The sequence below is a fragment of the Buttiauxella agrestis ATCC 33320 genome (genome assembly GCF_000735355.1).
Classification (GTDB): domain Bacteria; phylum Pseudomonadota; class Gammaproteobacteria; order Enterobacterales; family Enterobacteriaceae; genus Buttiauxella; species Buttiauxella agrestis.
Genome location: NZ_JMPI01000022.1, coordinates 344,915 through 360,172, shown reverse-complemented (window position 1 = coordinate 360,172; position 15,258 = coordinate 344,915). Strand labels below are relative to the sequence as shown.

Here is a 15,258-nt window from a genome sequence, read left to right as displayed (position 1 = left end):
CGGTGTAGTTAAAATAGGCTCCGGTACACGCAATGACCGGAGCATAATGTTGTACGCTACACGAGAGTGCTGATGCGTGCTAATTGTTCAAAGTAGTCAGGGAAGGTTTTGGCTGTACATTTCGGATCAAGAATCGTGACCGGAGTGTCCGACAATGCCACCAGCGAGAAACACATCGCCATGCGGTGATCGTTATAAGTCCCGATTTCTGCAACTTGTAGCTGAGCGGGGGGAGTCACAGTGATGTAATCTTCGCCCTCTTCCACCACCGCTCCAACTTTGCGCAACTCTGTAGCCATTGCACTCAGGCGGTCAGTCTCTTTCACGCGCCAGTTATAAATATTGCGCAATGTAGTGGTGCCTTTAGCAAACAAAGCCGCAGTTGCAATGGTCATCGCTGCATCAGGAATATGGTTCATATCCATATCAATAGCGTTGAGTTCTCCGCGCTCGCAGGCGATAAAATCCTCTCCCCACGTCACTTTTGCACCCATTGCTTCGAGCACATCTGCAAAGCGAATATCACCCTGGACGCTATTGCGCCCGATACCGGTCACTTTTACCGTACCACCTTTAATGGCACCAGCTGCGAGGAAATAGGACGCTGATGAAGCATCACCTTCCACCAGATAAGCGCCTGGTGAGGTGTACTGTTGGCTGCCACGAATCACAAAACTACGGTAATCCCGGTTTTCCACTTCTACACCGAAGGTTTTCATCAGGTGCAGTGTGATGTCGATATAAGGTTTCGATACCAACTCACCTTTGATAGTGATTTCGGTGTCGTTTGCTGCCAGTGGCGCCGTCATTAAAAGTGCAGTCAAGAACTGGCTGGAGACACTGCCATCGACAGAAACCTGCCCGCCACTAAAACCACCACGCAGACGCAACGGCGGATAGTTTTCTTGCTCCAGGTAATCAATCTGCGCGCCGCCCTGGCGTAAAGCATCAACCAAATGGCCGATTGGACGTTCTTTCATGCGCGGTTCACCCGTCAGCACGATGTTGTTACTGCCCAGACATAATGCCGCCGCCAGTGGGCGCATTGCCGTACCCGCGTTACCTAAAAACAGTTCAAGCTCACCTGAGGCTTGTAACGGGCCACCCATTCCTGTGACTTCACAACGCGTACGATCCGCGGAAAGTGTATAACTCACCCCCAAGGCTTTCAGCGCGTTAAGCATGTGACGCACATCGTCACTATCCAGCAAATTAGTCAGTTCGGTAGTGCCATTAGCCAGCGCTGCAAGTAGCAGTGCTCGGTTAGAAACACTTTTTGAACCAGGGAGGTTAATTGTGCCGTCGACCAATGCGATGGGTTGTAACGTCAGGGATTCCAGCATGGGGAAAATACTCTCAACTCAAAACAGAATAAAACCCCCGCGAAGCATGTCGCGGGGATAATCACAACTAACAGCAATTAACCGTGGCGACGTTCAAAATCGACCATAAAGTTGGTTAATGCTTTAACGCCTTCAAGCGGCATGGCGTTATAGATGGAGGCACGCATCCCACCGACAACGCGGTGGCCTTTCAGCGCATGCAGACCCGCAGCAAAGGACTCTTCGAGGAACAGTTTGTCGAGTGCGCTGTCAGCCAACTGGAATGGCACGTTCATGCGTGAACGGTTCGCCGAAGCAACATCGTTACGATAGAAATCGCTTTTATCAATCACGCCGTACAACAGTTCTGCTTTCGCCCGATTGATTTTGTCCATCGTTTCAACGCCGCCCTGCTCTTTCAGCCATTTAAACACCAGACCTGAAAGATACCAGGCGAAGGTTGGCGGGGTGTTAAACATAGAATCATTGTCATTAAGCACGGTGTAATCAAGAATCGACGGGCACGCTTTATGCGCCTTACCGAGCAAATCTTCACGCACGATGACCAGCGTCAGACCCGCCGGGCCGATGTTCTTCTGCGCGCCAGCGTAAATTACGCCAAAGCGGCTAACGTCCATCGGATGCGACAAGATAGAGGATGAGTAGTCAGCAACAACAACGGTGTCGCCAAAATCTGGCGCTTCATGAATAGCAATGCCATCAATGGTTTCGTTTGGGCAGAAATGCAGATAAGCACTGTTTTCAGAAACTTGCCATTCGCTCATCGGTTTGATGGCGCGCAGACCGTCAACAGTGACTTTGGCATCAATAACATTGGGGTTGCAGTATTTATGTGCTTCTTTTACTGCACTGCTCGCCCAGTAGCCTCCGTCAACGTAGTCAGCGGTAGTTTTGTCACCCAGAATATTGAGCGGAACGCCCGCGAATTGTCCGCGACCACCACCGTGACAGAATAAAACTTTGTAGTTCGAGGGGATTTGCAGCAGATCGCGAAAATCTTTTTCAGCTTCTTCAGCAACCTGAATAAACTCTTTACTGCGGTGGCTTATCTCCATTACGGAGGTGCCTAAACCTTGCCAGTCACAGAGTTCATTTTGTGCACGACGAAGTACATCAGCCGGTAGCATCGCCGGGCCGGAACTAAAATTGTATACCTGAGTCATTTCCCCTCACCACGCTTAGAGTCATAAGTTTTACCACATATTCGGTTTTATCATTGAGATGCTGAGGCTGCAATGGTTAATACGGCATGCTGCGGTAATGTGCGCAAAATCACACAACAGAATCAACTAATCGCTGAATTAAACACCCGATAAACGCCCGTCAGGTGACTCGTGTTGCCGTGCTGGCTTTGACCCATTGATGATGTTTACAGCGTGGACAAAGAATTTTTGCTCCTGCGTTTAACGTCAACACTTCACTACATCGAATGCAGGCGTAATCCCCATCCTCCGGAACCCTCTCGAAACGCTCGCTACAATACTCAGGCAATATAGATAAACCCGGCCTGACCAAATCATCGGGGAAGTAATAGACGCTAATCTGTCCGTTAGTTTCTAATATCGCCAACCGAACCTGCCCCAAATGCTCTACACCATGCAGGCGTAGTTCCATGAAGAACTCAAATTCGGTCATGTTTTGAGCCTTCATTTTTTCCCAGGCAAACTCACCTTCTTCTATTATTACCGCGGGTTTTCCTTCCATCAGATTTTCGAGTTTTTCACTGTGGCTCATCAACCACATCGCCAAACGATATAAGCAAGCGAGAGTCATGAATACGACGAAGACAGGCAGCATCGGCACATCGTCATAAAACGCCACATCACCTGCCGCTGAGCCAAGAGTCAGAATTATCAACACTTCAAACAACGACATCTGCCTTACGCCACGCCGCCCGGTTATCTTTAAAAACAGGAACACGAGCACAAAGGTGTAAAGGCTACGAAAAGCCACTTCCCACAGAAAATCTAAAGGGACTTTGTCTAGCGCCATCCGCTGGAGATCAAAACTCTTCATTTATACCGCCATAACAGTAGGTTACTAGCAATAAGCATAGCCTGTTATGCTAAGGCCGCCTGCTTGCCGCTGACGATAGCGTCAGTTGGCTAAAACCCGTATCATTGCGCGCTTTGCGTACGACAAAAGTGAAACCTCATGACTCAAACCTTTATTCCTGGCAAAGATGCCGCCCTGGAAGATTCCATCGCTCGCTTCCAGACCAAGCTTGCCGATCTTGGCTTTAATATAGAAGAAGCCTCCTGGTTAAATCCGGTCCCTAACGTCTGGTCCGTTCATATTCGTGATAAAGACAGCGCACTGTGCTTCACCAACGGTAAGGGTGCGACTAAAAAAGCAGCGTTAGCATCCGCGTTGGGCGAATATTTCGAACGCCTGTCGACCAATTACTTCTTCGCTGATTTCTGGTTGGGCAAAACCATTGCCAATGGCCCGTTTGTGCATTATCCAAACGAGAAGTGGTTCCCGATTCCTGAAGACGAGCAGTTGCCAGAAGGTATTCTCGACGACCGTCTGCGTGCGTTCTACGATCCTGAAAACGAAGTCACCGCAGGCATGCTGATTGACCTGCAATCAGGTAATGAAGAGCGCGGGATCTGCGCTCTGCCATTTACCCGCCAATCCGATCAAGAAACAGTCTATATTCCGATGAACATCATCGGGAATTTGTATGTTTCTAATGGGATGTCTGCAGGGAACACCGCAAACGAAGCCCGTGTTCAGGGGCTTTCAGAAGTTTTTGAGCGTTACATTAAAAACCGCATTATCGCGGAAAGCATCAGCCTGCCGGAAATCCCACAGGAAGTGTTGGCTCGCTATCCTGGCGTGGTTGAATCCATTGCCACACTGGAAGCTGAAGGTTTCCCAATCTTCGCTTACGACGGTTCATTAGGCGGCAAATATCCGGTTATCTGCGTTGTATTATTCAACCCAGCAAACGGGACCTGTTTTGCTTCCTTCGGCGCGCATCCTGATTTTGGTGTTGCGCTAGAGCGTACAGTGACTGAACTGCTTCAGGGCCGTGGTTTAAAAGACCTGGACGTGTTCACTCCGCCTACTTTTGATGACGAAGAAGTGGCCGAACATGCGAACCTGGAAACTCACTTCATTGACTCAAGCGGCCTGATTTCATGGGATATGTTCAAGCAGGATGCTGACTATCCGTTTGTTGACTGGAGTTTCTCCGGCACAACAGAAGAAGAATTCGCCACTTTGATGGCCATCTTTGACGCAGAAGATCAAGAAGTATACATCGCCGATTACCAACATCTGGATGTTTACGCTTGCCGTATCATCGTGCCTGGAATGTCCGATATCTATCCTGCAGAAGATTTGCTGCTTGCCAATAACAATATGGGTTATCACCTGCGCGACACCATTCTGGCGCTGCCAGGAAGTGAGTGGGAAAAGCAGGATTATCTGGGTCTGATCTCGCAGTTAGATGAAGAAGGTCATGATGATTTCACCCGTGTGCGTGAACTGCTCGGCCTGGCTACCGGTAAAGACAACGGTTGGTACACGCTACGTATTGGCGAGCTGAAAGCCATGCTGGCGTTGGCGGGTGGTGATACCGAACAGGCGCTTATCTGGACTGAATGGACGATGGAGTTCAACGCCTCTATTTTCAGCCCTGAGCGTGCGAACTACTATCGCTGCCTGCAAACCCTGCTGTTACTGGCGATGGAAGAAGACCGCCAACCACTGCAATATCTGAATGCCTTCGTCCGTATGTACGGCGCAGAAACAGTAGAAGCAGCAAGTGCTGCTCTGAGCGGTGAAGCGCCATTCTATGGCTTGCAAGCTGTAGACAGCGATCTGAAAGCTTTCCCTGCACATCAGGCATTGTTAGGCGCGTATGAAAAACTGCAACGCGCAAAAGCGGCTTTCTGGAAATAAAGTAATAAAATATGAGTAAAGGTGCGTAAATCATCAGGTTTACGCTATATTACGGGGCGATTTTTATTGCCCCGTGTTTTTATTGTCACCGCAATAATTTCATTTGTGACCCAATAGTTAAATATTGGTGAAATAATATTATTTTAAGCTATAAATATTGTTGCAAAATTATTGAAATACTCATTTCTAATTAACCATTCACCTGGGCTTCGAGGGTAAATATCAAATTACGTTATAAATTTTAAACTTTATTTTTATAATTAATATCAATTACTTACGCTGAAAATCAGGTAATCACCTGCTTTTAACAGGCCTATAAGCTTGGCGAGATATGATCCATATCAATTTTTACTCTATAATGCTTTGTTAGTATCTCGTCGCCGAATTAAATAAGAGAGAGTTAGTGTGAAAGCTGACAACCCTTTTGATCTATTGCTCCCAGCCGCTATGGCGAAAGTCGCCGAAGATGCTGGCGTCTATAAAGCAACAAAACACCCGCTGACCACGTTTTATTTAGCGATCACTGCGGGCATGTTCATCTCGATTGCCTTTGTCTTTTACATCACTGCTACCACCGGTACTGCAACCATTCCATTTGGGATTGCAAAACTGATTGGTGGTACTTGCTTCTCCTTAGGGCTAATCCTTTGTGTCATCTGCGGTGCCGACCTTTTCACCTCTACGGTGTTAATCGTTGTTGCGAAAGCCAGCGGGCGAATCACCTGGGGTCAGCTAGCCAAGAACTGGATTAACGTCTATGTCGGAAACTTGGTTGGTGCGTTGCTATTCGTGGTGTTGATTTGGTTGTCAGGCATGTATATGACAGCAAATGGTGCGTGGGGTCTGAATGTACTTCAAACTGCAGACCACAAAATGCATCACACCTTTATTGAAGCTGTATGCCTCGGTATTTTGGCTAACCTGATGGTCTGTCTGGCTGTCTGGATGAGCTACTCGGGCCGCAGTTTGATGGACAAGATGTTTGCTATGATCCTCCCGGTCGCCATGTTTGTTGCTTGTGGTTTTGAGCACAGTATCGCAAACATGTTCATGATCCCTTTGGGTATCGTAGTACGCAACTTTGCAAGCCCGGAATTCTGGACCGCAGTTGGGTCGTCTCCGGACAATTTCACACACTTGACCGTATTGAACTTCATCACTGATAACTTAATCCCCGTGACTATCGGGAACATCATTGGTGGCGGTGTACTGGTTGGGTTGACGTACTGGGTAATTTATCTGCGCGGTGGCGATAAGCACTAATGTGCTAACCATTGTTCAGGGAATAAGAAATCCACATTAGAAGGTAGGTGTTAAATGTCCGAGCTTAATGAGAAGTTAGCCACAGCCTGGGAAGGTTTTGCCAAAGGCGACTGGCAGAATGAAGTCAACGTGCGTGACTTTATTCAGAAAAACTACACCCCTTACGAGGGTGACGAGTCCTTCCTGGCAGGTGCTACTGAAGCAACTACCACACTGTGGGACAACGTCATGGAAGGCGTTAAACAGGAAAACCGCACTCACGCGCCTGTTGACTTCGATACTGACCTCGCTTCCACCATCACCTCCCATGATGCTGGTTACATCAACAAGTCCCTCGAAACTATCGTTGGCTTGCAGACTGATGCTCCACTGAAACGTGCAATTATTCCGTTTGGTGGCATCAAAATGGTTGAAGGTTCTTGCAAAGTATACGGTCGCGAACTTGACCCAATGCTTAAAAAGATCTTCACCGAATACCGCAAAACCCACAACCAGGGTGTGTTTGACGTTTATACCAAAGACATCCTGAACTGCCGTAAATCAGGCGTAATCACCGGTCTGCCGGATGCCTACGGTCGTGGTCGTATCATTGGTGACTACCGTCGCGTAGCGCTGTACGGTATCGACTTCCTGATGAAAGACAAATTTGCTCAGTTCAACTCTCTGCAATCCAAACTGGAAAACGGCGAAGATCTGGAAGCAACAATCCGTCTGCGTGAAGAAATCTCCGAGCAACACCGTGCTCTGGGTCAGATCAAAGAAATGGCTGCTAAATATGGCTGCGATATCTCTGGTCCTGCTAAAAATGCTCAAGAAGCTATTCAGTGGACTTACTTCGGCTACCTGGCTGCGGTTAAATCTCAGAACGGCGCTGCAATGTCCTTCGGTCGCGTATCCACCTTCCTGGATGCATTCATCGAACGTGACCTGAAAGCAGGCAAAATTACTGAGCTTGAAGCACAGGAAATGATTGACCACCTGGTCATGAAACTGCGTATGGTTCGCTTCCTGCGTACCCCTGAGTATGATGAGCTGTTCTCTGGTGACCCAATCTGGGCAACTGAATCTATCGCCGGTATGGGTGTAGATGGTCGTACTCTGGTTACCAAATCTAGCTTCCGTTTCCTGAACACCCTGTACACCATGGGGCCGTCTCCGGAGCCGAACATCACTATTCTGTGGTCTGAAAAACTGCCACTGAACTTCAAGAAGTTCGCAGCTAAAGTTTCCATCGATACCTCTTCTCTGCAATACGAGAACGATGATCTGATGCGCCCTGACTTTAACAACGATGACTACGCAATCGCATGCTGCGTAAGCCCAATGATCGTTGGTAAGCAAATGCAGTTCTTTGGTGCTCGTGCTAACCTCGCGAAAACCATGCTGTATGCAATCAACGGCGGCGTTGATGAAAAACTGAAACTGCAGATCGGTCCTAAAGAAGCACCAATCATGGCAGATGTTCTGGACTACGATAATGTTCTCGATCGTCTTGACCACTTCATGGATTGGCTGGCTAAACAGTACGTCACCGCGCTGAACATCATTCACTACATGCATGATAAGTACAGCTACGAAGCGTCTCTGATGGCTCTGCATGACCGTGACGTTGTTCGCACCATGGCTTGTGGTATCGCGGGTCTGTCTGTTGCAGCTGACTCACTGTCTGCAATCAAATACGCGAAAGTTAAACCTGTTCGTGACGAAGACGGCCTGGCTGTAGACTTCGAAATCGAAGGCGAATACCCAATGTTCGGTAACAACGATTCTCGCGTAGATGACATCGCTGTTGACCTGGTAGAACGTTTCATGAAGAAAATTCAGAAACTGACTACTTACCGTAACGCTATCCCGACTCAGTCTGTTCTGACCATCACCTCTAACGTGGTTTATGGTAAGAAAACCGGTAACACCCCAGACGGTCGTCGCGCTGGCGCTCCATTCGGTCCAGGTGCTAACCCAATGCACGGTCGTGACCAGAAAGGTGCTGTTGCCTCTCTGACTTCCGTTGCTAAACTGCCGTTTGCTTACGCTAAAGATGGTATTTCTTATACCTTCTCTATCGTTCCTAACGCACTGGGTAAAGACGACGAAGTTCGTAAAACTAACCTCGCGGGTCTGATGGATGGTTACTTCCACCACGAAGCGTCCATCGAAGGTGGTCAACACCTGAACGTGAACGTAATGAACCGTGAAATGCTGCTGGATGCGATGGAACACCCTGAGAAATATCCTCAGCTGACCATTCGTGTATCTGGTTACGCTGTACGTTTTAACTCCCTGACTAAAGAACAGCAGCAGGACGTTATTACCCGTACCTTCACTCAAACCATGTAATTCACGGTTTGTCTGAAAAGGCGTAGAATAAAGGCTCCACCTCGGTGGGGCCTTTTCTTATGTCAGAACCGATTTTGCAAGATAGCTGCTAAGTTTAGGGTATCTTGCAAAATTGATTCGACGCGGCATTCTGTTTAAAGACCGCGCTCAACCTGGTTCTTGCTGTAAAGCCTGGACCAATACTGGAGAGAACACCGCAATGTCAGTAATTGGCCGAATTCATTCCTTTGAATCCTGCGGTACCGTGGATGGTCCCGGTATTCGTTTTATTACCTTCTTCCAGGGCTGCCTGATGCGCTGCCTGTATTGCCACAACCGTGATACCTGGGATACTCACGGCGGCAAAGAGATTACTGTAGAAGAATTGATGAAAGAAGTGGTGACCTATCGCCACTTTATGAACGCATCAGGTGGTGGTGTAACAGCATCAGGTGGCGAAGCCATTCTCCAAGCTGAGTTTGTGCGTGACTGGTTCCGTGCCTGCCGTAAAGAAGGTATTCATACCTGTCTTGATACTAACGGCTTTGTGCGCCGTTACGACCCGGTCATTGATGAATTGCTGGAAGTGACTGACCTGGTGATGCTGGATTTGAAGCAAATGAACGACGAGATTCACCAGAATCTGGTCGGTGTTTCAAACCATCGCACCCTGGAATTTGCCCGTTATCTTTCAGATAAAAACGTTAACGTCTGGATTCGCTACGTTGTCGTTCCAGGCTGGTCTGATGATGATGACTCTGCACATCGCCTCGGCGAGTTCACGCGAGATATGGGCAACGTCGAGAAGATTGAGCTTTTGCCTTATCATGAACTGGGCAAACACAAATGGGTCGCTATGGGTGAAGAGTACAAACTTGATGGCGTACATCCACCGAAGAAAGAAACCATGGAACGCGTCAAAGGGATTCTGGAGCAGTACGGTCACAAAGTGATGTACTGATCTTGATGCACCACCAAAAATGGCCCTCAACGAGGGCCATTTTTGTATCAGGCGTGGGCAATAGGTGTGGAATGTGGCCCCGCTTTGCGCAGCAGCATCAGTAAGTAAACAAACGCCACTCCGGCAATCATCACAAACAACAGGCTGTCCGAGTAGCTTTGCATCAGCATTGAGGTAAATGTTGGGCCAAGCAAACTGCCAACGGTATAACTTAATAACAGAGCCTGGTTCATTGCCACCAGTTGATGGTGCTCAACTTTTTCACAAGCCCAGGCCATTGCTACCGGATAAAGTGTAAACCCAGCCGCGCCCAGTACAAATAATGTTGGCCCCATTGCGGCATGAGTCAGCATTGCCATGCAACCCAAAATCACCACAAACACCTGAACTCGCAGCACCAACAAACGACCGAAACGATCGGCCAGGCGCCCTACCGGCCACTGGCCCACAATGCCTGCACTGACCATGACTGCCATCCAGAAACCAATGCCCGCATCACTCACACCCTGATGGTTCAGGTATAACGGCATTAATCCGTAAAGCGAACCGAGAACAATCCCGGAAATAATGCAGCCGTTCACTCCAAGGCGGGCATGGCGCAGGCGAAGCATCGGCCAGACGGATGTCGCCTCCTGGTTTTCACTGCGATCGTTAACAATACGAGTGAATAACAACGGAAGAATGGCGGTCAGAATAAGCGCGGTTACCCATGGCAGAACGCTGGCTAAATCCGTCGGCATTTTGCTTATCAGCAATTGGCCCAGCACGGTGCCAACGTAATAAACCATCATATATGCCGCCAGCAGGCGTCCACGATTACGTGAAGTCCCGCTGCACATGAGAGCACTTTCAACTACCACCCAAATCATCGCACAGCCAATACCGGCGATGAAACGCCACATCATCCAACTCCAGAAACCGGTCATTAAACCCAGACCGACACAGCCTGTGGCAAAAATCAGTGACGCAAGATAATAGCTACGGTTGAATCCGTGGCGTTTAATCAGCCACCCGGTAATCAATGTACCCAATAAGTTTCCGGTAAAATATGATGAACCCACCATCCCAACTTGCCAGGTAGGAAGATTTCCGTGAGCTAACCAGAGTGGAACCAGTGTATTTAAAACTGCTATCGCCAGGGTCAAAAGCATCAGACCACAGAGCAAAAGCATCACTGGTCGGGTATAGGTGGACATGTAAAAAACCGCGAGGAAGAGAATAATTTGTGCGCATCATGCCACTGGAAAAATGATTGTCAATCCAGCGCTGACGGGGCCTGGCACGATTTGAAAGCCGTCGATTTGAAAAACTTATCCAAGTGACAAGCGAAGTACAGCGCCAAAATGCTATGTCTCTGTTTTTGATAGCATCTGCAACTGTGAATCGAAGCGGATTAGATGAAAAATTTCATGGTGATTCAGATGACATTTTCTTATACGAGGGTAAAAAAAAATGCGCCCGGAGGCGCATTTAATATTAGAAGTTGATTAACTGGCTATCGCCATGCCGACAGTCATATGCAAGCCATAGAAAACTCCGCGTCCGATAAGCTCTCCAGCAATCATCAGCACGAATGCAAACGTCAGGACTGCCGGGCTTGCCAGCCCACCTTTTAATTGTGGAACAATCCAGCAAATTAGTGCAGCAGAAAGCAGCAGCAATCGCCACGACATCAACGCACCGTATTGCGGCACGAGTGCTGATGCCTGCGCAATAGAACTGTGAATAGTTGCCAGTTCCGTGCTCTGTAACATCATAACGACTGCACTCGCCGCAATCGCTAAGAGCGAAATAGCGGGAAGAAGACGCATTCCCCAGCCCGTTACGCCCGCAACACGCAGCAGTAAATAACCAAGAAGCGGGCCACCTATAAACATCGTCAGGAAGAAAGTGAGCGGCGTATAAACGCTATACCACGTTGGCACGGTATCAATCAGGTAAACCTTGCACATCATCCAGACGAAAAACACGCCCAGAATCATGGTCAGCACCATCCAGATTTTGCCCAATACCTGAGGCATTTTTCCCAGCACGGTAACCAACCACCAGAAACCGCCCACCGCAAAGAACACCGAACCGCTGGCAATTTCATTACTTAATGCGGAGTCACCGATACGATTAAGCGAGTTAAACGCCCGCAGCGGTGAACCAAGGTGCAGAACGGAGGCGATAAAGCCAATCCCCATCAGAACCCAAAGCACAATCATCGCCCAGTGCACGCGCTTTTGTAGTACGCGGTCTGAGATGCCAGTCAGCAACGCCAGCGCCATCACTATGAAACCACCTGCGACGCACTGCCCCAAAACCGTAAAGACCATTAACGGCCATTCATGCCATCCGTTACCCATCTCACACCTCCTTCGGGTTTGCCAGATAGCCGGTTTTATCCCCACAAGGGCGGCTGTTGGCGTTGGGTTTAATGACGATATTTGGTTTGGTGAAATGTGCTGACGGTAACGGAGCTATCGCTGCCTGTTCGCCATATTTCTCACGTAATTCTGCAATCGGAGCCATATCCAGCGCACGCAGCGGGCAAGATTCCACACAAATAGGTTTCTTCCCTTCAGCAATACGCGAGTAGCAACCATCGCATTTCGTCATGTGCCCTTTTTCTGCGTTGTACTGCGGCGCGCCATAAGGGCAAGCCATATGGCAGTAGCGGCAACCAATGCACACGTCTTCGTTGACGACGACAAATCCGTCTTCGCGCTTGTGCATCGCGCCACTCGGGCAAACCTTGGTGCAAGCCGGGTCTTCGCAATGATTGCATGCAATCGAAAGATAATAGGCAAAGACGTTTTGCTGCCATACACCGTTGTCTTCCTGCCAGTCACCGCCCGCGTATTCATAAATGCGGCGGAAACTGACATCCGGGCCTAAGTTTTTGTAATCTTTGCAAGCCAGCTCGCAGGTCTTGCAACCGGTGCAACGACTGGAATCTATATAAAATCCGTATTGGGTTGTCATCAGCTATTCCTTACGCCTTCTCGACCTGGACGAGGTTACTGTGGGATGGGTTGCCTTTCGCCAGTGGCGATGGTCGCTGTGTAGTCAGCACGTTAATGCAACCAGCATGGTCCACTTTATTGGCATCAGGGCTATACCATGCCCCTTCCCCCATCGCGACAACACCGGGGATGATACGCGGTGTCACTTTCGCGTTGATATGGACTTCACCACGTCCGTTGAAAATGCGGATCATGTCACCGTTTTTGATCCCACGCTGTTGGGCGTCAATCGGGTTGATCCACATTTCCTGGCGGCAGGCGGCCTTCAACACTTCCACGTTGCCGTAGGTTGAGTGAGTACGGGCTTTATAGTGGAAACCGGTCATCTGTAATGGCCATTTCTCTGCCAAAGGATCGCCGTAGTTTTCAAAGCCAGCGCTGTAAACCGGCAGAGGATCGATGACATCTCCTTCGTTAAGTTGCCAGGTCGCGGCAATCTCAGCCAGTTGCTCAGAGTAAATTTCGATTTTCCCGGAAGGGGTCGTCAGTGGGTTGGCCGCCGGATCTTCACGGAAAGCTTTATAGGCAACGTGATGCCCTTCCGGGTCACGTTTCTTGAAGATGCCTTGCTTGCTGAATTCTTCGAAACTCGGGAGTTCAGGAATAGCTTCTTGCGATTGTTTGTACAAATGACGCATCCATTCTTCCTGGTTGCGACCTTCGGTAAATTGCTGCTCAACCCCCATTCGTTTGGCGATTTCGCTGGTCATCTCATAAATGGTTTTGCACTCAAAGCGTGGTTTGATGGCCTGACCTGCAAAAATCACGTAAGCCATGTTGCCGCAAGATGCATCAAGACAGAAATCCATCTGTTCAGAAGCGGTGCAATCTGGGAGCAAGATATCCGCATATTTCGCAGAAGAAGTCATGTGGTTGTCGATAACCACAATCATCTCGCATTTTTTGTCATCCTGAAGGATGTCATGGGTGCGGTTAATTTCAGAATGCTGGTTAATCAGACAGTTACTGGCATAGTTCCAGACCATTTTAATCGGCACATCGAGCTTATCTTTACCGCGCACACCATCGCGAGTCGCAGTCATTTCTGGGCCGCGTTCTATAGCATCCGTCCACAAGAACATCGAAATACTGGTTTGCACCGGGTTTTCCAGGGTCGGCATACGCACAAATGGCAGGCTGTAAGAACCTTCGCGTGCACCGCTGTTACCACCGTTGACTCCCACATTACCCGTCAGGATCGATAACATGGCGATTGCGCGCGAAACCAGCTCGCCGTTTGAGTGGCGCTGAGGCCCCCATCCCTGGCTGATAAACGCGGGTTTAGCCGTGGCGATTTCACGAGCCAGTTGCACGATGCGCTCAGCAGGAATACCCGTGATTTTTGCTGCCCACTGCGGGGTTTTCGCTACACCATCAGCCCCTTCGCCGAGGATATAAGCCTTGTAATGGCCATTCGCCGGAGCCGTTTTTGGTAGCGTTTTTTCGTCATAACCGACGCAGTATTTATCGAGGAAAGGCTGGTCAACGAGGTTTTCAGCGATCATCACCCACGCGAGGGCGGAGATAAGAGCGGTATCTGTACCTGGACGAATTGGAATCCATTCATCTTCACGACCTGCACCAGTGTCGGTATAACGCGGGTCAATGATAATCATGCGAGCATTAGATTTTTCACGCGCTTGCTCGAGGTAATAAGTCACCCCGCCGCCACTCATACGCGTTTCGCCCGGGTTATTCCCAAACAACACAACAAGTTTGCTGTTTTCAATATCAGACGGGCTATTGCCATCCGCCCAGCCGCCATAGGTATAGTTCAGGCCTGCGGCAATCTGCGCGGTAGAGTAATCACCATAATGATTTAGATAGCCACCGCAGCAGTTCATGAGGCGAGCAATAAGCGTGGAACCCGGTGGCCAGGAGCGAGTCATCGTGCCGCCCAACGTCCCTGTGCCGTAGTTCAGATAAATGGCTTCGTTGCCGTGTTCTTTGATAATGCCTTTCATGCTGTTGGCAATGGTATCGAAGGCTTCATCCCAGCTGATTCGCTCAAATTTCCCTTCTCCACGAGCACCAACGCGTTTCATCGGGTATTTCAGGCGATCGGCATTATAGACGCGGCGACGCATTGAACGGCCTCGCAGGCAAGCGCGCACCTGGTGTAGACCTTCATAATCATCAATACCGGTGTTGTCGGTCTCAACGTATTTGATTTCGCCATCGACCACATGCATGCGCAATGGGCAGCGGCTGCCACAGTTTACTGTGCAAGCGCTCCACACCACATTTTCAGCGGTACTGACCGTATCAGCGGCAGTTTGTGCGAAAGCCATACGGCTAAAGGGGAGTGTTAATGCACCGCTCGCAGCTGCAAGCCCACCGATAGCCGTGGTTTTCACCAGCTTACGGCGGCTAACTTGTGCGCTCAGAACCGCATTAGAAGTTTTCTCTTTCATAATGACCCACTTGTATCGTGCTCACGTTTGAACAAGCTGGC

General features: G+C 49.2%; 11 protein-coding genes. 4 read left to right on the top strand and 7 right to left on the bottom strand.

Annotation, left to right across the window (positions count from 1 at the left end; all coding sequences use genetic code 11):
• Positions 1–56 precede the first annotated feature (56 nt).
• From aroA to GBAG_RS06370, 3 genes are all read right to left on the bottom strand, one after another.
• Complete coding sequence (gene aroA / locus GBAG_RS06380; RefSeq protein WP_034494601.1) at positions 57–1,340, bottom strand: 3-phosphoshikimate 1-carboxyvinyltransferase; 1,284 nt, start codon at positions 1,338–1,340, stop codon at positions 57–59.
• A gap of 80 nt (positions 1,341–1,420) precedes the next feature.
• Positions 1,421–2,506, bottom strand: coding sequence for a 3-phosphoserine/phosphohydroxythreonine transaminase (gene serC / locus GBAG_RS06375; RefSeq protein WP_034494320.1), 1,086 nt, complete (start codon positions 2,504–2,506; stop codon positions 1,421–1,423).
• Positions 2,507–2,666: 160 nt separating this feature from the next.
• Positions 2,667–3,359, bottom strand: a complete 693-nt coding sequence (locus GBAG_RS06370; protein ID WP_034494319.1) for a DUF421 domain-containing protein — start codon at positions 3,357–3,359, stop codon at positions 2,667–2,669.
• A gap of 138 nt (positions 3,360–3,497) precedes the next feature.
• Between GBAG_RS06370 and ycaO the strand changes: the two genes are divergently transcribed.
• From ycaO to pflA, 4 genes are all read left to right on the top strand, one after another.
• Positions 3,498–5,255, top strand: a complete 1,758-nt coding sequence (ycaO, locus tag GBAG_RS06365) for a 30S ribosomal protein S12 methylthiotransferase accessory factor YcaO (protein ID WP_034494318.1) — start codon at positions 3,498–3,500, stop codon at positions 5,253–5,255.
• Between the two features lie 405 nt (positions 5,256–5,660).
• Entirely contained in the window at positions 5,661–6,518 is an 858-nt protein-coding gene (gene focA / locus GBAG_RS06360) for a formate transporter FocA (protein WP_034494317.1), read from the top strand.
• A 54-nt stretch (positions 6,519–6,572) separates the two neighbouring features.
• Entirely contained in the window at positions 6,573–8,855 is a 2,283-nt protein-coding gene (gene pflB / locus GBAG_RS06355) for a formate C-acetyltransferase (protein WP_034494316.1), read from the top strand.
• Between the two features lie 199 nt (positions 8,856–9,054).
• Positions 9,055–9,795 carry a pyruvate formate lyase 1-activating protein gene (gene pflA / locus GBAG_RS06350; RefSeq protein WP_034494315.1) on the top strand — a complete coding sequence of 247 codons (741 nt, stop codon included), beginning with the start codon at positions 9,055–9,057 and terminating at the stop codon, positions 9,793–9,795.
• A 47-nt stretch (positions 9,796–9,842) separates the two neighbouring features.
• Here pflA and GBAG_RS06345 read toward each other — a convergent pair whose 3' ends face one another.
• From GBAG_RS06345 to dmsA, 4 genes are all read right to left on the bottom strand, one after another.
• Positions 9,843–10,991, bottom strand: a complete 1,149-nt coding sequence (locus GBAG_RS06345) for an MFS transporter (protein ID WP_034494314.1) — start codon at positions 10,989–10,991, stop codon at positions 9,843–9,845.
• 291 nt (positions 10,992–11,282) lie between these two features.
• On the bottom strand, positions 11,283–12,143 hold the full coding sequence (locus tag GBAG_RS06340) for a dimethyl sulfoxide reductase anchor subunit family protein (RefSeq protein WP_034494313.1): 861 nt from the start codon (positions 12,141–12,143) through the stop codon (positions 11,283–11,285).
• A 1-nt stretch (position 12,144) separates the two neighbouring features.
• Positions 12,145–12,762, bottom strand: coding sequence for a DMSO/selenate family reductase complex B subunit (locus tag GBAG_RS06335; protein WP_034494312.1), 618 nt, complete (start codon positions 12,760–12,762; stop codon positions 12,145–12,147).
• Positions 12,763–12,772: 10 nt separating this feature from the next.
• Complete coding sequence (gene dmsA / locus GBAG_RS06330; protein ID WP_034494311.1) at positions 12,773–15,217, bottom strand: dimethylsulfoxide reductase subunit A; 2,445 nt, start codon at positions 15,215–15,217, stop codon at positions 12,773–12,775.
• Between the last annotated feature and the right edge of the window lie 41 nt (positions 15,218–15,258).